Here is a 25,860-nt window from a genome sequence, read left to right on the forward strand (position 1 = left end):
GATGCCGGTATCCGTCACCGAGATCTCGACGGTGCCGTCCACGAGCGCGGCGCGCACGTCGATGCGACCGCCCTCCGGCGTGAACTTCACCGCGTTCGACAGGAGGTTCAGGAGGACTTGCTTGACCTTCTGTTGGTCGCCGCGGATCTCGCCAACCCGGCCATCGACGTGCCGCTCGAGAGCGAGGCGGCGCCCTCCCGCCCGCTCCCGCATGAGCAACAAGGTGTCGTCGATGGCCGGCGAGAGATGGAAGTCGTCCAGCTCCAGCTCCATGTGGCCCGCCTCGATCTTCGCCAGATCGAGAATGCTGTTGATGAGCGCGAGCAGGTGGCGTCCGGCGCGCAGGACGCGCTCGAGCGGCTCAATCTCGTCCGCGCGATTGAGGTCGCGGGCGTCTTCGAGCAGCAGATCAGTCACGCCGATGATGGCGTTGAGCGGAGTCCGGAGCTCGTGGCTCATGTTTGCGAGGAATTGCGATTTGTGCTGGCTCGCGGCCTCGAGCTCGCGGCTCTTGATCTCGATCTCGCGGAAGAGGCGCACGTTCTCGATGGCGAGGACGGCCTGGTCGGCGAACGTCTTCAGCAGCTCGACTTGTATGCTCGGAAAGAGGCCTCTCTCTTCGCGCGCGATGCTGAGCGCGCCGATACACGTATCCTCGCGCAACATGGGGACGACGATCTGGCTGTGAAAGCCGAGGATCGACGCCATTCTCGACGATGGCCCACTGTACGCGGCCTGGACATCAGCGACGTGCACGATGCGGCCTTCGCGAATCGCAGGGCCAACGAGACCGCGCGTGTTCGGCGTTGGGTTCGGCGTCGGGTAGATTTCATGCAATGCTGCCACCGCTTCGGGGGTGAGGTTGTAGTGCGCGGCCAGATGAATCAGCTGACCGTCGAAGCGGTACACCGTACCGAAGCGGCCACGACACAGGCGCGTGGCGTGCTGCACGATGGTATCGAAGACCGGCTGGTAGTCCATGGGCGATCTGGAGATCACCCGCAGGATCTCGCTCGTCGCGGTCTGCTGCTCAAGCGCCTCGGTCAACGCGCGATCTTTCGCTTTCTCCCGCTCCAGGCTCTCCGCGAGGCGTTGCTCGAGTTCGTGAACCCGCGCCGCTCCCTCCGTCGGTGCCTTACGGGCGAGCGGTGGCGTGGCTTTCGCCTTCACCTTCGCGGGCTTTGCACGGCGACCCATTCGCCTCTCCTCGCCCTCCTACACGCCAGCGATCGACGAAACGCTACGCGAACGGAGCCGCGTTAGCAAGCGGAGGTGGCGGCGGGGCCAATGACGTCCGCGAGGGTACCGACGGGCGCTTGGGGGGATTGATCCAGACTTCGCCAGGATGCGCCGGCGCGTGAGGCGGGCCTGCGGCGAAGCGCTCCGGATGCGTGGCGTAGGCCGTGGCCAGCACGGTCGCCCCTTCGGCGCCACCCCAGCTAGCCTACCTCCGATACCAGGACGCGGCGTCCCTGCTTCGACGAGGCGTGCGCGGCCTCTACCACCTGGAGGGCGACCAGCCCCGCCTCGACGTCCACCGCGGGCGGCGTGCGGGTCGCCACCGACTCGAGGAAGAGCTTGAGCTCGTGGCCGAGCGGCTCCGGCCCCGTGGCCTTGTGCGTCTCCACCACGCCCTCGGGCGCGCTCCAGACATCCCCGCTCTTGACGTGGCGGTTCATGAGCACGCGAACCTCGCCCGTGCCGAAGTCCCCCGCCAGCGTCCCCTCCTCGCCCACGATGACGCAGTCGCGATAGGTGCCCGGCGCGAAGTAGCCCGCCTCGACGAAAGCCGGCACCTGCCCGTACTCGACGGTGCAGAAACCCAGATCGTCCATCCCGCGTCCGAGGAAATCGCGCAGGGTGGCCGTCACCGCCGTCGGCGCGTGCCCGAGCAGATAAGCGAAGAGGTCGAAGTAGTGGATGCCGTCCGTCTGGGTCACCCCCACGTCCGTCCGCGGCCGCTTGAAGCCCGCGAAGCGCCCGGTGCAGTAGCGCACGGCCCCGATGGCGCCGCTCCCGATCCGCTCGCGCATGAACTGCGTCACGGGATGAAAGCGGAAGATGTGGCCGACCTGGAGGATGCGTTTGGTGGAGCGGACGATGTCGGCGAGCGCGCGTCCCTCCGCCACGGTGAGCGTCAGCGGCTTCTCCACGAAGCAGTCCTTGCCGCTCCGCAGACACTCACCGGCGAGGGCCAGGTGATTGTCGGCGGGCGTCACCAGATCCACCGCGTCCACGTGGGCCAACGCGGCGCGGAGATCCGCCACCGCGCGCGATTCCGGCACCCCGGCCTTGACGGCGAAGGCCCGGCGCTCCGCCGAGAGATCCGCGACCCAGATCTCGCACCCGAGCTCGCCCAGCACGCGCAGGTGCTTCTCCCCCCAGCGCCCCAGACCCACGAGCAGGACTTTCACTCCCGGATCCTTCCCTCGCCGCCCAGGTCTTCGGCGATCTCGTAGCGCAGGAGACGGTCTTTCATCCACCGCACCACGAGGAGATCCTTGAAGGCGCTCCACGCGCGATTGCCGATGCCGTACTTCGATTGCCCGAAGCGACGCGGGCGATGATTGACGGGCACCTCGAGGACGCGGAAGCCCCGCATCTTGAGCAGGGTGGGGATGAAGCGATGAAACCCTTTGTAGAGGACGAGATCGCGCAGGCACTCGCGCCGGAAGGCGCGAAAGGTGCAGCCGCTGTCCTGGATGGTCTCGTCGCTCACGGCGTTGCGGATCCGATTGGCCACCCGGGAAGACACACGGCGTATCCAGGAGTCACCGTCGCCGCGATTCACGCGCCAGCCCGTGACCGCGTCCCACCGGTCGAGGTGGGCGAGCATCCCCGGGATGTCGTGCGGATCGTTCTGGAGGTCGGCGTCCATGACGACCACCCAGCGCCCGCGCACCGATTTGAAGCCGGCATCCGTGGCGGCCGTCTCGCCCGCATTGGTCTTGAGGCGGATGAGCCGCACTCTCGGATCCTGCTCACGAAGTCCCCGAACGATCTCGGCGCTCCGGTCGCGGCTGCCGTCGTCCACGAAGACGACCTCGAATCGGATGCCCGTGGGATCGAGGACCTCGCGGATCTCGGGCCAGAGGAGGGGGAGGTTCTCCTCCTCGTTGAACACGGGCACGACGATGGAGAGGTCGAGTGGACTCGCGGACGGCGGGGAGATCGCGCTCACGCGCGCGGGGGGCGCCGGTTGGTGCCCTGCCACTCGCCGACCAGGGTCTGCGGGATCTGCAGCCGATCGAGCACCCGCGCCAGGGTATGGTCCACGAGGTCCTCGATCTGCTTGGGACGCTGATAGAAGGCCGGCATGGGGGGCAGGATCACCGCACCCATCTCGGCCAGCTGGGTGAGCATGCGTAGGTGGCCCACGTGCAGCGGCGTCTCGCGCACGAGCAGGATGAGGGGCCGGCCCTCTTTGAGGGTCACGTCGGCCGCCCGCGTCATGAGATTGTCCGCCAGACAGTGGGCCACCGAGGCCGCCTCTTTCACGCTGCACGGCGCGATGACCATGCCGTCGGTCTTGAAGGAGCCCGAGGCGATGCTCGCGCCGATGTCCTTGTTGTCATGGCGGTGGGTGGCGAGCGCCTCCACGTCCTTCACCGCCCAGTCGGTCTCTTCCACGATGGTTCGCTTGGCGGGATCCGAGAGCACCAGGTGGGTCTCGACCCCGGGGGCCGCGCGCAGCAGCTCGAGAAGGCGTATGCCGTACACCACGCCCGAGGCTCCGCTGAGGCCGACCACGATCCGCCTCACAGGCGAAGCCTCCGCTTGAACACCTCTTCACGGGTCTTGCGGTAGAGGACGTCCCACTCGGCGCTGCCCTCGGGCGCCGGGCGCGAGTAGCTCGCGAGGGTCTTGCGCACTTCCTGATCCACCGTCTCCTCGAGACGTCCTTCCTCCTCGAGGACGCGGAAGACCTCGGTCCGGAGGTGACCGCGCACCTTGTCGTCGGCAAAGCCCCGGATGACCACGCCCTCCGTCTGCGCCAGGTCGGCCACGACCCGATCGGCGAGCCCGAAGAGACGCTCGCGGCTCATCCGCATCACAGGACAAACCCCCGCTCCCGCGCGAGCTTGGTCTTGGCCAGGGTGAAGAGCCGCTTGTAGTCGGAGGCCGAGTCCTTGATGAGCTTGGCATTCTCCATCAAGAGCGTGGTCACTTCCGTCTCGATCTTCTCCTCGGCCAGGAAGTTCTCGGACAGGATGTGACGCACGACGTCTCGAGCCCGGGCCTCGTCCTTGATCTCGACGAGCTTGCGTCCCACGAGCCGCTTGACGACGGATTCGGCCATCCTGCCCGCGATGTCATCGCGCCTGGACATATGAACACTCGAGACTACACGCGCATGTCTCGGGGTGTCAAGCGGAAGTAGCCGAGAAATCGGTCAAATCTCGGCCTCGGCCGCGGGCAGAAGCAGCCGGAACCGTGAGCCCTTTCCGGGCAGGCTTTCGACCTCCACGGCCCCGCCATGGGCCTCGGCCAGGGAGCGGACCACATGGAGCCCGAGACCCAGTCCGGAAGCCGCCTTTGTCTCCGGATGAGCGATCCGCACGTAGCGGTCGAAGATCCGCGGCAGATCCTCGGCGGGAATGCCAATCCCTTCGTCCTCCACGGTCAGCTCCATCGTGTCCGGGCGGTCGCTGGCGACCGCGGCGGCGACCCGGACGCGCCCACCGCGCGGCGAATACTTGACCGCATTCGACATCAGGTTCTTGAGCATGCGATCCACCGCGTCGCGATCGGCCGACACCGCGCCCAGCCCTTCGGCCACTTGACCCTCGATGCGGTGGCGCGGGTGCTGCGAAGCGAAGAGGTCGACATTGCGCTCGACGAGCTCGCCGAGATCCACGCGCTCGGGCCGAAGCTCCAGCGGGCGCCCCGCCTCGATGCGGGAGAGATCGAGGAGATCGGTCACGATACGACCCAGACGCTGCGCCTCCGTGCGCACGTGCCCGAGATAGCGCCGCGCTTGATCGGGCGGGACGACACGCTCGAGCAGGAGCTCGCTGAAGCCCTGGAGCGCTGTGAGGGGTGTGCGGAGCTCATGGGAGACCACGGACAGGAACTCGCTCTTCGCCTGGTCGATCTCGCGCAGCCGACGGGTCGCCTGCTCGACCTTGTCCTCCAGCTCCTGGGCAAAGCGCCGCTGCTTGAGCTCGAGCTGCGCATTCTCGACGGCCAGAGCCAGGTGGAGCGCCACCTCCCGCGCCGAGCGGCAGGCGGCGGGACCGAGATCGCCGGCCCGCTCGATGGCAAGCACGCCGACGCGGCCGGCTCCCGTCTCGAGCGGCAGCACGAGGCCCCGTGACGGGGTGGGTCCGAGGACCGCCTTCACGCGCAGGCGCGGGTCGGCGTCGAGATTGACGGCCAGGATGGTCGCGCCTGTCTCGAGGGCCCGACCGGCCGCCGAATCCTTGCGAAAAGCCGCTCCGAAGGCCGTCGATCCGGCAACGGCGAGAGTCCCGTCACCGGCGCGAAGCACGAGCCCGGCACGATCGGCCCCAAGCGCCCCGCCGACGAGGGCCACGGCCTTTTCGAGCCTGGCCTCGAGCGGCGCCTCGCCTCCCAGCGCGCGCTGGATAGCGAGGAGGGCGGCGAGCCTCGCGCCCCGCGCGCCCGCCTGGTCGACGAGGCGACCCAAGGCGATTCCAAGAACGAGAGGGGCGGCGAGCGCGACCAGCGCATCGAAGGTCGCCGGCGCGAGGCCCTCGCGCTCGATCATGGGAAATACGTGCAGCCCCTGGAACAGCCCGGCCATCAGGCCGACCAGCCCCGCCGCCGAAGAGCCCCAATGCAAGGCTGCCCAGGCGGCCGGCACGAGATAGAGGTGACGGAGCGGTATCGCCAGGGCGCCATCCACGCTGGCCGTGGCCAGCGCGATCGCCGCAACCAGGGCGAGGGGGCCGGCAATCATCCCTGGAGCATCCGGTATGCGGCGAAGAACGCCAGTGTCGCCAGATAGCCGGGGAGCAGGCTCCCGCTCCACGCGCGCAGGGCGCAACTGGCCAACCCAAGCAGGGTGAGATAGAAGATCACCCCTGCCGCCACCTCGGCCGTATTGGGCAAGGTGGGGTCGACCAGGTAGCGGAGCAGTCCACCCGCCGTCGAGACCGCCGCCGCCGGCCAGAACGTCCACCGTCTCCAGAGGGTGGAGAAGAGCGCGCCGTGAAACAGCCACTCGACCGACAGCGCATTGGCGCCGGCGTCATAGGCCACCGCGGCAAGGTAGGCGCGGAGGCTCGGCACCGAAGCCGTATGGCCCAGCGTCAACGAGGCCGCGATCAGGAGATGAAGACCAAGGAAGGCGCCCGCCGCCAATCCCACCACGACCTGCTGAGACGTCCGCGGCCGAGCCCATCCTATCCATCGGACATCCGAACGCGCTCGCCCAGCCTCGCGCGCCAGAACGAGGGGAACGAGAAAGTAGAGGACCGCTCCCGTCGGCACCAGCCGCGTCACCAATGACGCCGCCACCAGCACGCCGGCCAAGGCCGCGGCGGGAATCCGCCAGCGCGAGGAACCGTGGAGAGCGATGACCCAGCCGGCCGCCAGCAATCCCGCATGGCTCCACCCACTCGCCGCGGCGTGACCCAGCCCTCGCCCGCCGCCGGTCAGCGTGTCCGCCGCGAGGGATATCGCGATTCCCATGGCGGAGATGAGCGCCACCTCGAGAAGTGGCCTGCCCAGGGCCGGGTGGGCGCGCGCCGCCGGATCAAACGGCGCGGTCAGCAGGCGCATCGACGATCAGGTCCAGGAAGAGCGCGGTCAATCGAGGCTCGAGGGTCAGTCCCGCGTCATCTTGCATGACCTGGACGGCCTCTTCCCGTAAGAGCCGGCGGCGATACGGGCGCTCCGAGGTCAGCGCATCGTACACGTCTGCAATGGCGACGATGCGCGCGCCTATGGGGATGCAATCTCCCGCCAGCCCGTCTGGATAGCCGCTGCCATCGTGGCGCTCGTGGTGGTGGCGAACGATGAGCGCGGCATCGGCGAAGAACTCGAGCGGCGCCACGATCTGGGCGCCCGTGAGCGGGTGTCGTCGCATGGCGATCCACTCCTCGGCCGTGAGGGGGCCGCGCTTGCGCAGGATGTGCTCGGGCACCCCGATCTTGCCCAGGTCATGGAGCAGCCCGGCTTCCCCAATGATCCTGACTTCGGGCCCCCCGAGGCCGGCGGCCAGGGCCAGGCGCCGCGCCAGCTCCGCCACGCGCTCGGAGTGGCCACGCGTGTACTCGTCCTTGGCCTCGAGGGCATTGGCGAGGCCGAGAAGGCTCTGGAGCACGGAGCGCTGGACCTGCCGATGGCTCCTTCTGAGATCCACGGCATAGGCGAGGGCCTGCTGATAGGCGGCCCTCAGCTTGTCGTGCGCGCGGGTTGTCTCTTCCTCGCGGGCGCGAGAAACCTCGTAGAGCGCGCGGAGGTCCCGCGCGTACGCGAGGGCCTGGGCCAGCGCTACATCGGCCGCCATGATCGCGTGTCGGGCACGAGGGCCTCGACGAGAGCCAGCAGGGCCAGCGGTGAGAACGGCTTGGTCAGATACTCGTCGGCGCCGGCGGCGCGCCCGCGCGCGCGATCGGCCTCCCGCCCGGCGGCGGTGAGCATGACGATGGGAATGCGCGCGAGGGCCGGCTCGCTCCTGAGCTGCCGGCAGACCTCGAAGCCGTCGAGGCGGGGCATGTGCACGTCGAGCAAAACGAGGTCGGGAATGGTCCGCCTGGCCACCACGAGCGCTTCCGCGCCATCAGAGGCCTCGACCACGCGGACATCGGCATCTTCGAGCGTGAAGCGCACCAAATCCACGATGGGCGGCTCGTCGTCTACCACCAGGATGGTCGTCATGGCGCGCTGGTGTTGCCAGCGCCGTGCCAGACGAGAAACCGCGGTGTGACGAGGGGTTACGGCAGGATGGGGACGGGCGGTGCCCGGCCGGCTGGGCTATCGCGCCAACCAGGTGCCGCGCGGACCGGGCAGCCGGCTACTGTGAGTGGGCGCGGCCGAGGACCAGGAGCCGGGTCAGTGCGCGGGCCAGCGCGTCCAGTGCCCGCGCGAAATCGATCTCCTCGGACTCTCCCGTCGGGCTCCTGCCCTGGAGCCGCATCTCGGCGCGCCGGCGAGCACGCTCGGCCCGGTCTCGGTCGATCTCTTCCGGGCGCTCGGCGTGCTCGGCCAGGATGATGACGCGCTCGGCGCGCACCTCGGCGAAGCCTCCGGCCACCGCCAGATATTCCTGCCGCTGGCCCACGCGATACATCACCTCGCCGGGAGCCAGGGTCGTGAGAAAGGCGGCATGGCCAGGCAGGACACCGAAGTAGCCCTCGACCCCAGGGGCCACCACTTCCTCGGCCTCGGTGCTCACGAGCATGCGTGTCGGGGTCGCCAGCTCGAAGCGCATCAGATCAGCCCTCGCGTTCTACTCAGCACTCGCCTCGCCGCTCTCGTCGCCTGCGGCTCCTCGGCAGCGTCTCAGCTCGAACATCTATTCAGCCCTCGGCTCGCGCCGGCGGCTCTTGCTTCACTCGGCATTACTTGGTCTCGGACATCTTGCGGGCTTTCTCCCGCGCCTCATCGATGCCCCCGACCATATAGAAGGCCTGCTCTGGCATGTCGTCGCAGAGCCCCTCCACGATCTCCTTGAAGCCCTGGATCGTATCGGCAAGCTTGACGTAACGGCCCGGAGTGCCTGTGAAGGTCTCGGCCACGTGGAAGGGCTGGGAGAGGAAGCGCTGGAGCTTCCGCGCCCGGGCGACGGTGAGCTTGTCCTCGTCGGAGAGCTCCTCCATCCCGAGGATGGCGATGATGTCCTGAAGATCCTTGTAACGCTGGAGGATCAACTGCACGGCCCGGGCGGTCGCGTAGTGCTCCTGACCCAGGATGATCGGATCGAGGATTCGCGAGGTGGAGGCGAGCGGATCGACGGCCGGGTAGATGCCGAGCTCGGTGAGAGCCCGCGACAGAACCGTCGTCGCGTCGAGGTGGGCGAAAGCCGTGGCGGGCGCGGGATCGGTGAAGTCGTCGGCCGGCACATAGATGGCCTGCACGGAGGTGATCGAGCCCTTCTTGGTCGAGGTGATCCGCTCCTGAAGCGCGCCCATCTCGGTGCCCAGCGTCGGCTGGTAGCCGACGGCCGAGGGCATGCGCCCGAGGAGGGCCGAGACCTCCGAGCCCGCCTGGGTGAACCGGAAGATATTGTCGATGAAGAGCAGCACGTCCTGCCCTTCCTCATCGCGGAAGTACTCGGCGGCCGTCACCCCGGTCAGCCCAACGCGGAGACGCGAGCCGGGCGGCTCGGTCATCTGGCCGAAGATGAGCGCCGTCTTGTCGATGACACCCGACTCCTTCATCTCGTGGTACAGGTCATTGCCCTCGCGCGTGCGCTCCCCTACCCCGGCGAAGACCGAGATGCCCCCGTGCTGCTTGGCAATATTGTTGATGAGCTCCTGGATGAGCACGGTCTTGCCCACACCCGCGCCCCCGAAGAGGCCCGTCTTGCCGCCTCTGGTATAAGGCTCGAGAAGGTCCACGACCTTGATGCCGGTCTCGAACATCTCGACCTTGGTCGACTGCTGCTCGAAGGACGGCGCCGGCCGGTGGATGGGAAGGGTCTTGGTGGCCTTGAGCGGTCCCGCCTTGTCCACCGCCTCGCCCGTGATGTTGAGAATGCGGCCGAGCGTCTCCTTGCCCACGGGGATCGTGATCGGCTGGCCCGTGTCGTTGACCGGCATGCCACGTGTGAGCCCGTCGGTGGCCGCCATGGCCACGGTTCGCACGCGGCTCTCTCCCAGGTGCTGGGCGACCTCGAGCACGAGCTTGGCCGAATAGGCGAAGACATCGGTGCTGCCCGCATTGGGCACCTCGAGGGCGTTGTAGATCGCGGGCAGCTTGCCCATCTCGAACTCAACGTCGACCACGGGGCCGATGACCTGAACAACCTTGCCTTGGCTCATCTCGAGGTTCCTTTCTCCAATAATTATGCTTCGACGGCCTGGCGGAGGGCTTCTGCGCCGCCGACAATATCCAGGAGCTCCTTGGTGATGCGCTCCTGGCGGGCCTTGTTGTACTGAATGGTCAGCAGATTGATCATTTCTCGCGCGTTCTTCGAGGCGGCTTCCATCGCCGTCATGCGCGCGCCGTACTCGCCCGCCGCGGACTCCATGAGGGCGCGGTAGACCTGGGTGGTCACGTGACGCGGCAGGAGCGAGGCGAGGATGGCCTCGGGGCCGGGCTCGTAGAGGTACTCCTCCTGCGGCCCCGCATCGCCCTCGGGGGCGCCTTCGGCCTCGATGGGTAGGAGCTGCTCCCGCACCGGCCGCTGCACGGCAACCGAGCGGAACTCGTTGTACATGAGGTGGACCTCGTCCACCTCCTCCGCCAGGTGGGAGGCGATCAGCTCATTCGAGAGCTCCTGGGCGTGAGAGTAGGCCAGCCGGTCGAAGAAGCCCAGCATCTCTGACTTGACCGTGAAGTGGCGCCGGCGATAGAAATCGCGGGCCTTCTTGCCTACGACCACCAGGGTCACCGAGGTCTCCCCCGCCCCGCGAAGGAAGCGAAGCGACTCGCGGAGGATGTTCGAGTTGAAGGCCCCACAGAGTCCTTTGTCCGCCGTGATGATCACGAGGCGCTTGCGCCCCGTCTCGCGCCTGGCCAGCAGCGGATGCGTCTCATCACCGGTATGCCCGACGAGGCCTCCGAGGAGCTCGCGCATCTTGGTCGCGTACGGCCGCGCCGCGATGATCCGTTCCTGCGCGCGTCGGAATTTGGAGGCGGCCACGAGCTTCATGGCTTTGGTGATCTTCTGGGTCGACTGGACGGACCGGATCCGTCGCTGGATGTCCCGGAGCGTCGCCATGCGTCGGGGTCCTAGGCCGCCTTGATGCCCCGCGAGGCCATGAACTCCGCCTTGGCCTCCCCGATCGTCTTGGTCAGTGCGTCACGGAGCTCGTCGGTCAGCTCCTTCTTGTTCGCGATCTCTGGCAGGAGCTGAGGATGCTTGCGCTCCAGGTGCGGATACAGGAATTCCTCGAACGCCCGCACCTGATCCACGGGCAGGTCATCGAGCAGCCCCTGCCCGCCCGCAAAGATGATGGTGATCTGCCTCTCCACCGTGAGAGGCACGTACTGGCCCTGCTTGAGCAGCTCGACCATGCGCTGGCCGCGGGCCAGCTGCTGGAGCGTCGCCTTGTCGAGGTCGGAGCCGAACTGCACGAACGCCGCCAGCTCGCGGTACTGGGCGAGGTCGAGCCGGAGCTTGCCGGCGATCTGACGCATGGCCTTGATCTGCGCCGATCCGCCGACGCGCGAGACGGAGAGACCCACGTTCACGGCGGGCCGGATGCCCGAGTAAAAGAGATCCGACTCGAGATAGATCTGGCCGTCGGTGATCGAGATGACATTGGTCGGAATGTAGGCCGACACGTCGCCCAGCTGCGTCTCGATGATAGGCAGCGCGGTGAGGGAGCCCCCGCCCAGCTCGTCATTGAGCTTGGCGGCCCGCTCGAGAAGCCGCGAGTGGAGATAGAAGACGTCGCCCGGGTAGGCCTCGCGACCCGGCGGCCGGCGCAGGAGCAGCGACATCTGCCGATACGCCGCGGCGTGCTTGGAGAGGTCGTCGTAGATGCAGAGGGCATGGCGGCCCGAGTCGCGGAAGAACTCCGCCATGGCGCAGCCGGCATAGGGCGCCAGGTACTGCAGGGCCGCTGGCTCCGAGGCCGAGGCGATCACGACCGTCGTATACGCCATGGCCCCCGTGTCCTCGAGGACCTTCACGACCTGGGCGACGGTGGAGCGCTTCTGGCCGATGGCGACGTAGAAGCAGTAGACCCCCTGGCCTTTCTGGTTGATGATCGTGTCCACGCCGATAGCCGTCTTGCCCGTGCCGCGGTCGCCGATGATGAGCTCGCGCTGGCCGCGCCCGATCGGAATCATGGCGTCGATGGCCTTGAGTCCCGTCTGGAGCGGCTCCTTGACGGAGCGCCGGTCCACCACGCCGGGGGCGTAGCGCTCGAGGGGGCGGAACTCGCTGGAGGCGATCGGCCCCTTCCCGTCTACCGGCTGGCCGAGCGCGTCGACGACGCGACCGGTCAGCGCCTCGCCCACGGGGACCTGGGCAATGCGCTTGGTGCGCGTGACCTGATCGCCTTCCTTGATGAGAGTGTCCGGGCCGAGCAGCACGGCCCCGACATTGTCCTCCTCGAGATTGAGCACGAGACCGTAGACGTCGCCCGGAAACTGCAAGAGCTCGCCGGCCATGGCGCCTTCGAGGCCATAGATGCGGGCGATGCCATCGCCCACCTCGAGGACCCGGCCCGCTTCCTGGAGGTCGACCGCGGCCTCGTAGCCCTGCAGCTGCCTCTTGATGATCTCGCTGATCTCTTCCGCCTTGATCATGCCTATCCCCTCACCAGCCGCTCGCGCAGGCGCGCGAGCTGCCCGTCGAGACTGCCGTCGAGAATGAGACTGCCGACCTGGGCGACGAAGCCGCCCAGGAGATTCGTGTCCGTGATCTCCTCGAGGATCACCTGCTTGCCCACCGCGGCGTTCAGGCGGTTGGTCAGCTGGCTCTTCTCACCTTCGGTCAACGGGATGCTGGTGCGCACCTGGGCGCGGACGCGGCCCAGGTCTGCATCGATCAGACCGCGGTAGGCGGCCACGATGGCGGCCAGGTGGTCGATGCGTCCTCTTTCCGCCAGAAGTCCCGCGAACTTCTTGACGAGGGGCCCAGAGCCCGCCCTGCCCGCCAGCTCTTCCGCCACCGCCCGTCGCTCCACCGGCTTGATCCAGGGCCGCGCGAGAACCTCTTGGGCCTCGCCACTCGCTCCGAGAACCTGCACGAGAGCTTCGAGCTCGCGGCCCGCGGCCTCCCCTGCTCCAGCCTCGACGGCGGCGCCATGAAGCGCCTTCGCATACCGTCGGGCCGTGCCTTCCTGCGCGCGCATGTCGCCTAGTTCTTCTGGCCCATCCGGCCGATAGCATCGTCGACGATGCGGCGATGGTCCGCGTCGTTGAGGCTCTTCTTGATCAAGCGCTCCGCGGCGGAGATCGCGAGATCGGCAACCTCCTGGCGAAGCTCCTGGCGCGCCCGGCGGACGTCCTGGTCCATCTCCTGGCGCGCGCTCGTCACCAGCCGTGCGGCCTCGGCCTTGGCGGCCTCGACCAGGCGTCGCTGCTCGTCGGCGGCGTCCTTGAGGGCTTCGGCGCGGATCTGCTGGGCCTCGGCATGCGCGGCCTGGATCTTGGCGAGATGCTCCTCGCGCTCCTTCTGGGCCTGGGCGCGCGCCGCCTGAGCCTCGTCGAGCGATTTCTGGATGGCCTGGCTGCGCTCGTCCATCTTGGCGAGGAGCGGCTTGTAGAGAAGCTTGCTCAGGAGAAACAGGAGGAGAAGGAAATTGAAGGCCTGGATGAGCAGCGACCAGTCGAGGCTGATCAGACCCCCCTCGCTGGCGAAGGCCGCGGTCGGGGCGCAAGTGGCCAGGAAGACAATGAGGGCAAGGGCACGGCGCATCGTGAGTTCTCCGGCTATAATACGTTGTGAAATAAGGAACAACCTTTAGACGTGTATCACGCCTACGGGAAAACTGTCAAGCGGCTTAAGCCCGCCGGCCGGAAATGACTCCCCCGCCCACCACGAGGTCGCCGTCGTAGAAAACGACCGACTGCCCTGGGGCCGGCGCCCGCTGGGGTGTCTCGAAGCGCACCTCGACTCGCCCGTTCTCCAGTGGCCAAACGGTCGCCCGCGCGGGCTCGTGACGATGACGAATCTGCGCGGTCACGGCCAGCGCCCCCTCCAGCCGCTCAATGGCGATCCAGTTTGTCTGCTCGGCGACCAAGGTCTCCGCGTCGACGTCGCGGGCGTCTCCGACCACTACCGCGTTCTTCGCGGGGTCGAGCGCCGTGACATAGAGGGTGTGGCCCAGAGCGAGGCCGAGCCCACGCCGCTGGCCCACCGTATAGTTCGCCAGGCCCTCGTGCTCGCCCACGACCTCGCCGGTCGCGTCCATGATGGGTCCGCGGCGGAAGGCGCCGGGAATGCGCGTGCGCAGGAAGCTGCGATAGTCGTCGTCGGGGATGAAGCAGATCTCCTGGCTCTCGGGCTTCTCGGCGGTGACGAGCCCGAGCGTTCGCGCCTTGTCACGCACCTCGGGTTTGGTCAGCGCTCCCACGGGAAAACGGGCGGCGCCGAGCTGAGCCTGGCTGAGCGGCCACAGGAAATCGGACTGGTCCTTTCGGGCGTCCGCGCCCCGCCAGAGGAGGAAGCGATCGGTGCGCGGGTCGCGGGTGATGCGCGCGTAGTGGCCCGTCGCCACGGCCGCCGCATCCCACGCTCGCGCGCGGTGCAGCAGCGTGCCGAACTTGATCTCGCGATTGCAGACGGTGCACGGCACCGGCGTACGTCCAGCTTCGTACTCGCGGGCGAAGTCGGCGATGACGGTTTGCTCGAACTCTTGCGCGCTATTGAGCAGGTAGTAGGGGATACCGAGCCGCCGCGCGACCTGGCGGGCATCGTCCACCGTGGCAGGCGAGCAGCAGCTGCCGAAGCGCGTGGCCGCATCATCGCTCTCCCGCCAGGGCCAGACGCGCAGGGTGACACCCACGACGTCGAAGCCCTGCTCGACGAGCAGCGCGGCGGCGACAGAGGAGTCGACCCCACCGGAGAGACCTACGACGATGCGCTCGGCCATTCGATCAGTCTACGCGACTAGGGGCGCCGGCCGCTGATGAGCTCGGCCAGGCGCTCGAGGTCCTCGGCCGACGTGTACACGATCTCGATGCGCCCGGCGCGCTCCGTGCCGACGAGGCGTACGCGCGTCGAGAGCGCTTCCCGCAGCGAGTCCTCGAGCGCGGTCAGCTCGGCCGAGCGGCGAGGGAGCCGCCGCGTCCCGAGCCGCCGCTTGTGCTGCACACCTTCCTCGGTGGCCCGCACGGACCAGGAATGGGCGAGGATCTCGTCTCGAAGCTTGAGCTGCTCGGCTCGGGAGGTGAGGGACAGCAGCGCGCGGGCATGCCCCATGGTCAGCCGTCCGCTCCGAAGATCCGCCTGAATCGCTTCTGGCAGCCTCAGGAGACGCAGACAGTTGGCGACCGTGCTGCGATCGCGCCCGACGCGCTGAGCAAGCTGCTCCTGTGTCCACGCAAAGTCGGTCAGAAGCCGCTGGTAGGCCTCGGCCTCTTCCATCGGATTCAGGTCCTCGCGCAGGAGGTTCTCGACGAGAGCCAGCTCCAGGGTCTCTGCATCTGTCGTCTCGCGGACGACAGCCGGAACGTGAGATAGCCCAGCCATCTTGGCCGCCCGCCAGCGCCGCTCCCCAACTATGAGCTGATATTTCTCGCCTGCCCGGCGAACCACGATGGGCTGAAGAACTCCCGACCTCCTGAGAGACTCGGCCAAATCGCGTAAACTATCATCAGCAAAGGCTTTTCTGGGCTGATTTGGGTTTGCGGCTATGGCCTCGATGGGCAGATCCTGGATCTTGCCTGATGCATCCTGGCTCGAAGGGTAGGGAGAGGAAGCGAGCAGTGCTCCCAACCCGCGGCCAAGCCCATGCTTAGGATTCATGTGCGAGAACCTCCTTGGCGAGTTCGAGGTACGCCACCGATCCGGGGGAGCGAAGATCGTAGAACATGATAGGGCGCCCGTGACTGGGCGCTTCCGAAATGCGGACATTGCGGGGAATCAGCGTGCGCAAGACCTGGCCGCCGAGGTGGCCCTGCACCTCGGACTTGACCTGCGTCGCCAGGCTGGTCCTGCCATCGAACATCGTCAGCACGATGCCTTCCACTTCGAGTGATGGATTGAGGCGCTCGCGGACGAGCGCGATCGTCCTGAGGATGTGTGCCAGACCTTCAAGGGAATAGTACTCACACTGAAGAGGAACCAGCGCCCGGTCCGCCGCGGTCAATGCATTGAGAGTCAAGAGACCGAGCGAAGGGGGACAATCGATGATTATGTAGTCATAGCGATCACGAATCGTGACCAACACATCTCGAAGCCTGCTCTCTCGATTCTCCGTGGCAACCAGCTCAATCTCTGCACCGACCAGATCAATATCCGCAGGGATCAGCGCGAGATTCGGTATGCCCGTCTCTCGCACGGCATCCTCAATTGAACCTTCCTCGAGCAGGACGTGGTAGATCGTGCGGGTGAGACCTGACTTCTCCAGGCCGATACCTGTCGTGGCATTGCCTTGGGGATCGAGGTCGATAAGGAGCGTCTTGCGATCAGCCAGCGCTATGGCAGAGGCGAGATTCACGGCTGTGGTGGTCTTACCAACTCCACCCTTCTGGTTGGCCACCGCAATCACTCGGCCCAATATTACCCCTATGTTCCACGTGAAACATCACTGGCCAGTTCCACGTGGAACAATAAACGACAAGGACCCCCGGCATCAAGAAGGCTTTTTGGCGAGGGCAAAAAGCCGCGAAATACCAAGAGTTTCGTACGAGATACTCCTCCATTCGACACCGGGCAGAGGACTCTCCAGGCGGGAGCGGGCCATCTCTGGTGGCCCAGAGGCGATGAGCACGCCGCCAGGCCTCAAGTAGTTCATGGCGACGGGCACCAGGTCTCCGAGCCTTCCCACGGCACGGCAAAGAGCCACATCGAATTCGCCCACTAAATCAGGGTATTGAGTGGTGACATCCTCGGCTCTCCCATGACGCACGGCCACGTCGACGAGGTCGATCTCTCGAACGAGAGTGCGCAAGAATGAGATGGGTTTCCGTTTGGACTCGACGAGGGTAAGGGCGAGCGAGGGGTCAACAATGCGAAGCGGAATCCCGGGAATCCCTGCTCCTGTGCCGATATCTACGACGCGAAGTGTCGCATGCTGGGGCATCACTGATCGGAAGAGCAATGAGTCGAGAAAAAGACTCTTGCCAATGCTGGCAACTGTCTGGAGACCGGTCAGGTTATGGGTTCGATTCCAGAAGAGGAGAAGGTCGGCATACCGCTCGAAACCCATGCGCTCCTGATCGCTGGCGCGTCTCTGGAGCAGAGCTGGAAACGCGTCGAAGAGCGGTCCGAGGCTTCCGCCGCGCGCTCGGGGCACGGCCGACCTGCTCAGGCCTTCTTGGCGGCCCGGCCGGTCGGGCGCTGGCTCGAGCTTCCGCGCTCCATGTAAAGCTGCTGGGCGATCTGGAGCACATTGGACAGGGTCCAATACAGCACCAGGCCGGAAGGCAGATTGAGAAACATGAAGGTGAAGACGACGGGCATGAGCATCATCATCTTGGCTTGCCGCGGATCGCCCATGGTCGGCGTCATCTTCTGCTGAATCAGCATCGAGATGCCCATCAGGATCGGCAGCACATATGTGGGATCCTGCGCGGCCAGATCGCAGATCCAGAGGTTCATGCCGAACAATCGTCCGAAGCAGATGAAGGGCGCATTTTGCATCTCCACGGAGACCGAGAGCGCCACGTAGAGAGCGTAGAAGACGGGGATCTGCACGATCATCGGCAGGCAGCCGCCGAGCGGATTGACCCGTTGTTCGCGATAGAGCTCCATCGTCTCGCGCTGGACTCGCTGCGGATCGCTCTTGTGCTTGGAGCGGAGAGCATTGATCTGCGGCTGCAGCGCCTGCATGGCCTTCATGGAACGCATGCTCTTGAGGGTGAGCGGAAAGAACACCACCTTGGTCAGGACGGTCAGAAGAATGATGGCCACACCGTAGTTGTGCGTGTAGCGATAGAACCAGCTGAGGAGCCAGAGAATGGGCACGGCGATCCATTCCATGGGGAGGCCGCCGTACTCTAGCGGCGCCGGGAAACCCCCGAAATAGACAGACTTTTCGAGCCCCACCCGGAGCGCCTTCAGCCTCTCGTATTCCTTGGGCCCCACATAGACCAGGACTCGCCCCTCCCAGGATTCCCCCGGCCCAAGGTTCGGCAGTGCGGTACGCAGCGCCACCTGCACCACGTCATTGCCCTTGGCTTCGGCGAGACGGAATCCGGGACTGCGTGGCACGAGGGCCGAGAGGTACCACTCGCTCTCGAGTCCTATCCAAAGGCCCTCGCCGACGAGATCGGAGGTCTTGGCCAGCTCCTCTCGACGCGCGCTTCCGTTCACGGATCGCACCACGCGCGTCGGGTGTTGGCCCTGAAATTTCTCGGTGATCTCCTTGGGCCACGTCACGGGCGCCATCCAGCCCAGGACGAGCTCAGCGGTCTGCGGGATCCGACTGCGATTCTCGACGCGGATCTCGCGGTCGAACTGATAGCCGTCGGCCCGAAAGCGAAGCGTCTGGGTGATCCTGAGGCCGAAGCCGTCCTCTCCCACGAGGGTCATCTCGCCCGTGGCGGCGCCACCGAGCTCGATGCTGTCCGATGACAACGAAAAGTCGACGACGCGCGGGGGCTGCCCTTGGCGCTCGACGGTGACCCCGCGCGGACCGAGCCGGCCGGGAATGATCATGGGCTTTTCGCCCCGATAGAGGAGATCCCAAGCGGTGAGATCCCCACCGTGGCTCCCAACCGCCGCGCGGTACAGCGGTCCGATGACCCGAGCCGTACGCTCGGGTACCGAGGGCGCCGCTTGCGCGACGGGGGGCGTCACCGGGCCGGCCTGAGGAGCCGCCGGCTGGGGCGTTCCTTTGGGCGCCGGCGCCTCCGACTTCTGAGCGGGCGGGGGAGGAGTCTCAGGCGAGTGGACAAATAGCGTCTGGTACACAATCAACAGCCCGGCCATGAGCAGGGCCGCGATGATCGCGCGCTTCTCCATTAGTCTCGGCGTTCCTCTCTCGGGCGAGTGAGCGCGCGCGGCGGCGGATCATAGCCGCCCGCATGGAAAGGATGACAGCGGCTGAGTCTCCGGATGGCAAGCCAGCCTCCGCGGGTCAGCCCATGCTCGGCGAGAGCCTGTCGCGCGTACTCTGAGCAACTGGGCTCGAAGCGACAGGCGGCGGGCAGGAGCGGCCGCAATACGAGCTGATAGCCACGCACGGCGGCGAGGGCGAGCCTGGCGCCCCAGCTCATGGCCGGGTCACCGCCGCCAAGGCCTGCGTTATCTCTCGCGCGATTTCACCGGTCTCCACGACGAGCGTCGAAGCGCGAGCGACGAAGACCAGATCGAGTTTCCCCGGTCGCGTCTCCAGCCGGCGATACGCCTCGCGGAGCCGGCGCTTGGCTCGGTTGCGGCTCACCGCGCCACGAATCTGGCGGCTCGCCGCAAAGGCCGCGCGCGTCTCACCCGAGCCCGGGCGCCAGAGCAGCACGAAGGCTCGCCGCTCTTCACGGCGGCCGTGCTGGAAGACCGACTGGATATCGTTGGAATGTCGGAGACGGGCGTCCCGGGAGAGCCCTTGCGCCCGGACGGCGGCCTTCACGCCAGCGCGGCTAGACGCTGAGCCGCTTGCGTCCTTTCGCGCGCCGCCGTTTGAGGACCTTGCGCCCACCTTTGGTCTTCATGCGGGCACGGAAGCCGTGTGTTTTCTTCCGCCGCCGCTTGTTTGGTTGAAACGTCCGCTTCATAGGGAAACTCCTTCTCTCGGTCGACGAGCCTGCGTAGTGTACTGACCGCCCTTAAGCAAGTCAAGACGCGCGACCCCTTGCGGGCGAGTTTCACGGTGTGCTAACGTGCCGACCCTCACGTGTCTCCCGACGCCTTTCGGAACTGGCCGCAGAGCGCGAGGGAGCGGCACGCACGAGTCGAAGTTGCCGGTGTGGAGTTTCATCGAACCTGATGATACGTCGGCTGCGGGTAGCGCCGGTTGGTCCAGCAGGACTCCCAAGTCTCGGTCGGGCAAGTAGTTATCCACATCGGTGGATAACTTTGTGTGTAACTCCTTGGGTGCCAACTATGCGAATGGTTTAGCCGTGCTCGATACTCTCTGGAGCCGCCTGGTCGAAGCGCTCGAGGGCAAGATGCCCGCCGCCGCCCTCGATTCCTGGGTCCGACCCTGTCGCCTGCTGCAGATTCAAGGCGATCATTTGCGCATCGCCGCCCCCAACAAGTACACGCGCGACTGGCTCTACCAGCACCATGCCGATGCGCTGCAGCTCGCCGCGCGCGCGGTGCTGGGCGGGAATCCCCGCGTCTCCGTGGAGATCGACCGCGACCCCGCGCCCGCCGTCCCGTCGCCGCTCGAGGACTCGCTGCCGACCACGACCGGCCTCAGCACGCGCTACACGTTCGAGTCCTTCGTCGTCGGCAATTCCAATCAGTTCGCCCAGGCCGCCTGCCAGGCCGTGGCCGAGCTGCCATCCCGAGCGTACAACCCGCTCTTCATCTACGGCGGCGTCGGTCTGGGCAAGACGCACCTGCTCCACGCGGTCGGACATCAGATCGGCAAGCTCTACCCGCAGCTCCGCGCGCTCTATCTTTCCTCCGAGCGCTTCACCAACGACCTCATCAACGCGATCCGCTATGATCGGACAGCGGAATTCCGCGCCAAGTACCGGACGATCGACCTCCTGCTCATCGACGACATCCAGTTCATCTCGGGCAAGGAGCGGACGCAGGAAGAATTCTTCCACACTTTCAACGACCTCTACGAAGCCCGGAAGCAGATCGTGGTGTCCTCGGATTCCGCGCCCAAGGAGATTCCCGAGATCGAAGAGCGGCTCCGCTCCCGCTTCGAGTGGGGCCTCATCGCCGATATCCAGCCCCCCGATTTCGAGACGCGGGTGGCCATTCTCAAGAAGAAGGCCGAGACGGAGCGGGTACGCCTGCCCGACGACGTCGCCTATCTGATCGCCAGCCGGATCAAGGCCAATATCCGCGAGATCGAGGGCTCGCTGACCCGCATGATCGCCTTCTGCTCGCTATCAGGCCGGGATATGAGCGTGGAGCTCGCTCAGGAGGTGCTGGCCGACCTCTGGGGCGAAGAAGAGAAGATCATCACCATCGAGCACATCCAGAAGAAAGTCGCCGAGGCCTTCGGCATCAAGCTGTCGGACATGCGAGCGCAGAACCGCACCAAATCCGTCGCCTTCCCTCGGCAGATCGCCATGTATCTCTCCCGCCAGCTGACCCATGCGTCGCTGAGCGACGTTGGCCGCGCCTTCGGGGGGAAGGATCACACCACCGTCCTTCATGCCGTCACGAAGCTCCAGGCCATGGTCCAGGAAGACCCCAAGCTCAAGCAGACGATCGACACGCTCATCCAGGGGATCACCCTGTGATCCACCGCCGCCCCCAGGTCATGCACGCTGCTGTCCCCGACCTACGGTATCGATCCGTACCCGTCCTTTCCGGCGCTTGCCTGCCGTCCACAGCATCCACCGCTACGACGTCTCGTACGACGACGAAATTGGCGTTTTTCTCCTTAAACAACGGAGATTGATATGGAAGTTCATGTGGACCGGGATGCCTTCTTCAAGGGTCTCCAGATGGTTCACAATGTGGTCGAGCCGCGACAGACCTTGCCCATCCTTGCCAATGTCCTCTTGGAGAGCGATGGCGACACGCTGCGACTGACGGCGACCGACCTCGAGGTGGGGGCCCGCGTCTCGGTGCCGGCCAAGGTGCCGACGGGCGGGTCGATCACGCTGTCGGCCCGCAAGCTCCTCGAGATCGTCAAGGAGCTGCCCGCGGCTGGCCTCTCGCTGAAGGTCCAGGACAATGCCTGGGTGGCCCTCCGCTGCGGAGGCGCGTCGTACAAGCTCGTCGGGCTCGGCGCCGCCGATTTCCCCTCTGTCTCCAGTGGGGAGGCCGCGACGTGGATCACCCTCGATGGCAAGCTCCTTCGAGACATGCTGGCCCAGACGACCTTTGCCATCTCCCACGACGAGAGCCGCTATGCGTTGAACGGCGTGCTCTTCGCGATCCAGGACCGCGAGATCCGGCTCGTGGCGACCGACGGTCACCGGCTCGCCCTGGCCGTGCGCCCCCTGGCGGGGGCGGGCGGGCAGGTCTCAGGCATCGTGCCGCGCAAGGCCGTGCAGGAGATCGCGCGGGTCGTTGGCACGGGCGAGGACGTCCAGGTTGCCATCAGCGAGAACCAGTTCATTCTCAGGATGCCGAATGTTCTCCTGCTCGCCCGACTCATCGAGGGCGCCTTTCCGAACTACGAGCAGGTGGTCCCGAAGGCGCATCCCCAGCGGGTGACGGTGGGGCGCGCCGCCCTCATGGCGGCGCTGCGGCGCGTGTCGGTGCTCTCGGAGGAGCGGACCAAGCCGGTCAAGTTCACGCTCACCCCAGGGCTCCTCAAGCTCGCCGCCTACAGCCCGGATTTTGGCGAGGCCGAGGAGCAGATCGAGGTCCAGTACGGCGGTGAGGAGATGACGATAGGCTTCAATTCACGTTACGTGCTCGATGCGTTGGGTGCTCAATCCGCCGAGCAGATTGTGATGGAACTCAAGGATGGTTTGAGCCCCGGCGTGATCAAAAGCTTCGAAGAGGAGGGGTCGCTGTGTGTTATCATGCCTATGAGAATTTGACGTTCTCATGGGGGCCGACACGGGGTGCTCATCCAATGGATTACGCTTGAAAATTTCCGTAGTTATCGCACCCTCACGCTCAGTCCCGAACCAACCCTCAACGTTCTGAGCGGTCCGAACGCGCAGGGAAAAACAAACTTCCTCGAAGCTCTGGGCGTCCTGCTTGTCGGGCGCTCCTTTCGCGGTGCCAAGGCAGCCGATCTCCCGCGCTGGGAGGCCCCTGCTGCCTCGCTGTCGGGTGCGCTCGCGCGGGGGGATGTGACGCGAAGCCTCCGGCGCGAGCTCAGTTGTCGTGAGGACGGCGGCTGGGTCATGACGGGCGAGGGGTGTCCCTGGGCCCGCGCCATTCCCTTTGGCTGGCAGGACCTCGGGATCCTCCATGGCAGTCCCCAGGCCCGCCGGAACTTCCTCGACGGCTTCGCCGGGAAGCTCCAGCCCGCGCATCTCACGGCCCATGCGCGGTATCGCCGAATCCTCGCGCGGCGGAACCATCTCTTGCAGCAGGGCGGCGGTGAGATCGGGCCGTGGGACGAACAGCTGGCTACGGTCGGGCTGGAGATCTTGGGCCGCCGCCGGGCCGCCGTGGCGCTGCTCGATACGGAGATCAGACGTCTGTACCCCGAGCTGTCCGGGCGAGAGGCGGGGGTGCGGCTCGAGTATCGCGGTGGCCTCGAGGCGGAGGTGACGGCCGAGGGATTTCGTGAGGCCCTCGAGCGCCGACACCCCGAGGAGCTTCGCCGGGGCCTCACGCTCGTGGGGCCGCACCGTGACGATCTTCTGATCGAGCTCGACGGGCGCGACATGCGGACCTTCGGATCGCGTGGCCAGCAGCGGCTGCTCGCCCTGTCGCTCCGGCTGGCCGAGGCAGGCCCGGTCGAGGCGGCCGTAGGCAGTCCGCCCGTGCTGCTGCTCGACGATGCGCTCTCGGAGCTCGATCCTCAGGCGCAGGAGCGTGTATTGCGGCGCGCCGCGCGGAGCGGCCAGGTGTTTCTGACCACCGCGGAAACGTCGCTGCCGGACGCGGGGGCGGCGGCCTGGTGGGACGTCCAGGGAGGACGAGTGTCCGAGATGTCGGGTGCGCACGCGAGAGTGATGGCATGAGCGCCGAGACCTATACGGCGAGCGACATCAAGGTCCTGGAGGGCCTGGAGGCCGTCCGGAAGCGGCCCGCCATGTATATCGGCGACACGAGCGCCTACGGGCTGCATCACCTGGTCTACGAGGTGGTGGACAACTCCGTCGACGAGGCGATGGGCGGCTTCTGCGACAGCATCAAGGTCATCCTGCACTCGGACGGCACTTGCTCCGTCGGCGATAACGGACGCGGCATCCCCGTGGACACGCACAAGGAGACGGGCAAGTCGGCGGCCGAAGTCGTCCTGACCGTGCTCCACGCCGGGGGCAAGTTCGAGCATTCGGCTTATAAAGTCTCGGGCGGGCTCCACGGCGTCGGCGTCTCGGTAGTTAATGCGCTGTCCGAGTGGCTCGAGCTCGAGATCCGGCGGAGCGGGAAGGTGTGGACCCAGCGCTACGAGCGTGGCGTGCCCCAGGGCGACCTCGCCCCGGGGGAGAAGACCTCCAAGCACGGCACCGTCATCCGCTTCAAGCCCGACAGCAAGATCTTCGAGGAGACCTCGTTCTCGTTCGACACGCTTTCGAACCGCCTCCGCGAGCTCGCCTTCCTCAACAAGGGGCTCAAGATCGTCATCGAGGACGAGCGTGACGAGCGCTCGCACACCTTCCTCTACAAGGGCGGCATCATCGAGTTCATCAAGCATCTGAACCAGAACAAGACGCCCGTCCACCCGAAAGTGCTCTTCTTCGAGGGGAAAAAGGACAATATCGAGGTCGAGGTGGCCCTGCAGTACAACGACGGATACCAGGAGAGCCTCTTCTCGTTTGCCAACAATATCAATACGCGCGAGGGCGGCACGCACCTGACGGGCTTCCGCGCGGCGCTCACCGGCCAGATCTCGAGCTACGCGCAGGCGCAGGGCTACCTCAAGACTTTCAAGGGCGCGGTCACGGGCGACGATGTGCGCGAAGGGCTGACGGCGGTCGTGTCGGTCCGGATCCCCGATCCGCAATTCGAGGGGCAGACCAAGGCCAAGCTGGGGAACTCCGAAGTGAAAGGTCTGGTCCAGCAGATCGTCAATGACCGGCTGGCCGAGGCCTTCGAAGAGGACCCGACCACGGCTCGGAAGATCGCCGACAAGTGCGTGCGGGCGGCCCAGGCGCGCGAGGCGGCGCGCAAGGCGCGCGAGCTCACGCGCAAGGGTGGGCGGGACGATGAGGGGCTCTCGGCCAAGCTGGCCGATTGCTCGGAGCGCGATCCGCAATTCCGCGAGCTGTTCCTGGTCGAGGGCGATTCCGCCGGCGGCTCCGCGAAGCAGGGGCGGGACAGGAAGACGCAGGCCGTCTTGCCTCTCCGCGGCAAGATCATCAACGCGGAAAAGGCGCGCTACGACAAGGTTCTCTCCCATCAGGAAATCCGGCTCCTCATCTCGGCCCTGGGCACGGGGATCGGGCCGGAGGAGTTCGACCTCGCCAAGCTGCGCTATTACAAGGTCATCCTGATGACGGATGCCGACGTGGACGGCGCGCATATCCGGACGCTTCTCCTCACGTTCTTCTTTCGGCACATGGTGGCGATCATCGAGGCGGGGCGGCTTTTCATCGCCCAGCCGCCGCTCTTCAAGGTGAAGAAGGGCAAAGCGGAGCGGTACCTGATGAGCGACCGCGAGATGGAAGAGTTCCTGCTCGCCCAGTGGGTGGAGAAGGCGACCGTCAAGATCCCGGGCAAGTCCAATCCGCTCAAGGAAGACGCGCTCCTCGAGGCGCTCAAGCGGGCTCTCGAATTCCGCGCGCTCTTCAGCAAGTTCGCGCGCCGCGGCGTGCCCCCGGCCATCCTCGATGGTCTCCTGCGGAAGAAGTTCAAGGGCACGAAGCGCGGAGTGGGGGACGCCGAGATCACCGCCGCCATCGCCGAGGTGGCCGGCGAGATCGAAGGCTGGAGCGCGCGGCTGGTGGGTGGAGACAATGGAGACGCGGCCACCGTCCAGATCGCGGGGCCGCACCCGTTCGCCTTCAGCCCGGATCTGCTCAAGTCGCCCGACTACGCTCAGCTCCTGGACGTCCACGGCGAGATCGCCGCGCTCCACAAGGGCCCGTGCACCGTCGTGGATGCCTCCGGGAAGGAGGCCACCACCCGGAGCGTCGACGAGCTGATCCGGGTCGTCATGGACTTCGCCAAGGACGGCCTGACCATGCAGCGCTACAAGGGCCTGGGCGAGATGAACCCCGAGCAGCTCTGGGAGACCACCATGAATCCCGAGAGCCGCACCCTCCTCAAGGTCACCATGGAGGATGCCGTGGGCGCCGACGAGATCTTCACCATCTTGATGGGCGACGCCGTGGAGCCGCGGCGAGAGTTCATCGAGAGGAACGCCCTGGACGTGGTCAACCTCGATATCTAGGAGC

Annotated in this window: 28 protein-coding genes; 4 read left to right on the top strand and 24 right to left on the bottom strand. The window is 66.3% G+C overall.

Annotated elements, in window-relative coordinates; genetic code table 11:
- From VGT00_20820 to rpmH, 24 genes are all read right to left on the bottom strand, one after another.
- The coding region (locus VGT00_20820; protein ID HEV8533875.1) for a histidine kinase dimerization/phospho-acceptor domain-containing protein at positions 1-1,047 on the bottom strand (1,047 nt) is incomplete at its 3' end.
- 392 nt (positions 1,048-1,439) lie between these two features.
- The gene (locus VGT00_20825; protein HEV8533876.1) at positions 1,440-2,414 is read right to left on the bottom strand and encodes a Gfo/Idh/MocA family oxidoreductase; all 975 of its coding nucleotides are present in this window, start codon (positions 2,412-2,414) and stop codon (positions 1,440-1,442) included.
- Positions 2,411-3,181 carry a glycosyltransferase family 2 protein gene (locus tag VGT00_20830; protein ID HEV8533877.1) on the bottom strand — a complete coding sequence of 257 codons (771 nt, stop codon included), beginning with the start codon at positions 3,179-3,181 and terminating at the stop codon, positions 2,411-2,413. Before VGT00_20830 ends, VGT00_20825 begins: the two co-directional genes overlap by 4 nt.
- Complete coding sequence (locus tag VGT00_20835) at positions 3,178-3,762, bottom strand: UbiX family flavin prenyltransferase (protein ID HEV8533878.1); 585 nt, start codon at positions 3,760-3,762, stop codon at positions 3,178-3,180. The genes VGT00_20830 and VGT00_20835 overlap by 4 nt, the downstream gene beginning before the upstream one ends.
- The gene (locus tag VGT00_20840; protein ID HEV8533879.1) at positions 3,759-4,046 is read right to left on the bottom strand and encodes a DUF507 family protein; all 288 of its coding nucleotides are present in this window, start codon (positions 4,044-4,046) and stop codon (positions 3,759-3,761) included. The genes VGT00_20835 and VGT00_20840 overlap by 4 nt, the downstream gene beginning before the upstream one ends.
- A gap of 5 nt (positions 4,047-4,051) precedes the next feature.
- Positions 4,052-4,330 (bottom strand): DUF507 family protein, encoded by a 279-nt coding sequence (locus VGT00_20845; GenBank protein HEV8533880.1) that lies wholly within the window; start codon positions 4,328-4,330, stop codon positions 4,052-4,054.
- A gap of 63 nt (positions 4,331-4,393) precedes the next feature.
- Positions 4,394-5,923: an ATP-binding protein gene (locus tag VGT00_20850; protein HEV8533881.1), complete on the bottom strand. Its 1,530-nt coding sequence runs from the start codon at positions 5,921-5,923 to the stop codon at positions 4,394-4,396.
- Positions 5,920-6,747, bottom strand: coding sequence for a hypothetical protein (locus VGT00_20855; protein ID HEV8533882.1), 828 nt, complete (start codon positions 6,745-6,747; stop codon positions 5,920-5,922). The genes VGT00_20850 and VGT00_20855 overlap by 4 nt, the downstream gene beginning before the upstream one ends.
- Positions 6,722-7,477 carry an HD-GYP domain-containing protein gene (locus tag VGT00_20860; GenBank protein ID HEV8533883.1) on the bottom strand — a complete coding sequence of 252 codons (756 nt, stop codon included), beginning with the start codon at positions 7,475-7,477 and terminating at the stop codon, positions 6,722-6,724. Before VGT00_20860 ends, VGT00_20855 begins: the two co-directional genes overlap by 26 nt.
- The gene (locus VGT00_20865) at positions 7,462-7,848 is read right to left on the bottom strand and encodes a response regulator (GenBank protein ID HEV8533884.1); all 387 of its coding nucleotides are present in this window, start codon (positions 7,846-7,848) and stop codon (positions 7,462-7,464) included. The genes VGT00_20860 and VGT00_20865 overlap by 16 nt, the downstream gene beginning before the upstream one ends.
- Before the next feature lie 136 nt (positions 7,849-7,984).
- Positions 7,985-8,401, bottom strand: a complete 417-nt coding sequence (locus VGT00_20870; protein HEV8533885.1) for a F0F1 ATP synthase subunit epsilon — start codon at positions 8,399-8,401, stop codon at positions 7,985-7,987.
- Positions 8,402-8,531: 130 nt separating this feature from the next.
- Positions 8,532-9,953 (bottom strand): F0F1 ATP synthase subunit beta, encoded by a 1,422-nt coding sequence (atpD, locus tag VGT00_20875; protein ID HEV8533886.1) that lies wholly within the window; start codon positions 9,951-9,953, stop codon positions 8,532-8,534.
- A 23-nt stretch (positions 9,954-9,976) separates the two neighbouring features.
- On the bottom strand, positions 9,977-10,855 hold the full coding sequence (gene atpG, locus VGT00_20880) for an ATP synthase F1 subunit gamma (protein HEV8533887.1): 879 nt from the start codon (positions 10,853-10,855) through the stop codon (positions 9,977-9,979).
- A gap of 11 nt (positions 10,856-10,866) precedes the next feature.
- The gene (atpA, locus tag VGT00_20885; protein ID HEV8533888.1) at positions 10,867-12,393 is read right to left on the bottom strand and encodes a F0F1 ATP synthase subunit alpha; all 1,527 of its coding nucleotides are present in this window, start codon (positions 12,391-12,393) and stop codon (positions 10,867-10,869) included.
- A 2-nt stretch (positions 12,394-12,395) separates the two neighbouring features.
- On the bottom strand, positions 12,396-12,941 hold the full coding sequence (gene atpH / locus VGT00_20890; GenBank protein ID HEV8533889.1) for an ATP synthase F1 subunit delta: 546 nt from the start codon (positions 12,939-12,941) through the stop codon (positions 12,396-12,398).
- 5 nt (positions 12,942-12,946) lie between these two features.
- The gene (atpF, locus tag VGT00_20895; GenBank protein ID HEV8533890.1) at positions 12,947-13,507 is read right to left on the bottom strand and encodes a F0F1 ATP synthase subunit B; all 561 of its coding nucleotides are present in this window, start codon (positions 13,505-13,507) and stop codon (positions 12,947-12,949) included.
- 85 nt (positions 13,508-13,592) lie between these two features.
- On the bottom strand, positions 13,593-14,684 hold the full coding sequence (mnmA, locus tag VGT00_20900; protein HEV8533891.1) for a tRNA 2-thiouridine(34) synthase MnmA: 1,092 nt from the start codon (positions 14,682-14,684) through the stop codon (positions 13,593-13,595).
- A gap of 17 nt (positions 14,685-14,701) precedes the next feature.
- Positions 14,702-15,667: a ParB/RepB/Spo0J family partition protein gene (locus VGT00_20905; protein HEV8533892.1), complete on the bottom strand. Its 966-nt coding sequence runs from the start codon at positions 15,665-15,667 to the stop codon at positions 14,702-14,704.
- A complete protein-coding gene (locus tag VGT00_20910; GenBank protein ID HEV8533893.1) occupies positions 15,549-16,313 on the bottom strand; it encodes an AAA family ATPase in 765 nt (254 codons plus the stop codon). Before VGT00_20910 ends, VGT00_20905 begins: the two co-directional genes overlap by 119 nt.
- A 75-nt stretch (positions 16,314-16,388) precedes the next feature.
- The gene (gene rsmG / locus VGT00_20915; protein ID HEV8533894.1) at positions 16,389-16,964 is read right to left on the bottom strand and encodes a 16S rRNA (guanine(527)-N(7))-methyltransferase RsmG; all 576 of its coding nucleotides are present in this window, start codon (positions 16,962-16,964) and stop codon (positions 16,389-16,391) included.
- 98 nt (positions 16,965-17,062) lie between these two features.
- Positions 17,063-18,721, bottom strand: a complete 1,659-nt coding sequence (gene yidC / locus VGT00_20920; protein ID HEV8533895.1) for a membrane protein insertase YidC — start codon at positions 18,719-18,721, stop codon at positions 17,063-17,065.
- Positions 18,721-18,975, bottom strand: coding sequence for a membrane protein insertion efficiency factor YidD (gene yidD, locus VGT00_20925; GenBank protein HEV8533896.1), 255 nt, complete (start codon positions 18,973-18,975; stop codon positions 18,721-18,723). The genes yidC and yidD overlap by 1 nt, the downstream gene beginning before the upstream one ends.
- Complete coding sequence (rnpA, locus tag VGT00_20930) at positions 18,972-19,325, bottom strand: ribonuclease P protein component (protein HEV8533897.1); 354 nt, start codon at positions 19,323-19,325, stop codon at positions 18,972-18,974. The genes yidD and rnpA overlap by 4 nt, the downstream gene beginning before the upstream one ends.
- Positions 19,326-19,335: 10 nt before the next feature.
- Positions 19,336-19,470 carry a 50S ribosomal protein L34 gene (rpmH, locus tag VGT00_20935; GenBank protein HEV8533898.1) on the bottom strand — a complete coding sequence of 45 codons (135 nt, stop codon included), beginning with the start codon at positions 19,468-19,470 and terminating at the stop codon, positions 19,336-19,338.
- A 345-nt stretch (positions 19,471-19,815) separates the two neighbouring features.
- Here rpmH and dnaA point away from each other — a divergent pair, with 345 nt between their 5' ends.
- The 4 genes from dnaA (at position 19,816) to gyrB (ending at position 25,856) form a co-directional block, all read left to right on the top strand.
- Entirely contained in the window at positions 19,816-21,123 is a 1,308-nt protein-coding gene (gene dnaA, locus VGT00_20940) for a chromosomal replication initiator protein DnaA (protein ID HEV8533899.1), read from the top strand.
- A gap of 162 nt (positions 21,124-21,285) precedes the next feature.
- Positions 21,286-22,380, top strand: coding sequence for a DNA polymerase III subunit beta (dnaN, locus tag VGT00_20945; GenBank protein HEV8533900.1), 1,095 nt, complete (start codon positions 21,286-21,288; stop codon positions 22,378-22,380).
- A gap of 24 nt (positions 22,381-22,404) precedes the next feature.
- Entirely contained in the window at positions 22,405-23,481 is a 1,077-nt protein-coding gene (gene recF / locus VGT00_20950) for a DNA replication and repair protein RecF (protein ID HEV8533901.1), read from the top strand.
- Complete coding sequence (gyrB, locus tag VGT00_20955; protein HEV8533902.1) at positions 23,478-25,856, top strand: DNA topoisomerase (ATP-hydrolyzing) subunit B; 2,379 nt, start codon at positions 23,478-23,480, stop codon at positions 25,854-25,856. The genes recF and gyrB overlap by 4 nt, the downstream gene beginning before the upstream one ends.
- The last annotated feature ends 4 nt before the right edge of the window (positions 25,857-25,860 follow it).

The organism is Candidatus Methylomirabilota bacterium (assembly GCA_036002485.1).
GTDB lineage: Bacteria > Methylomirabilota > Methylomirabilia > Rokubacteriales > CSP1-6 > AR37.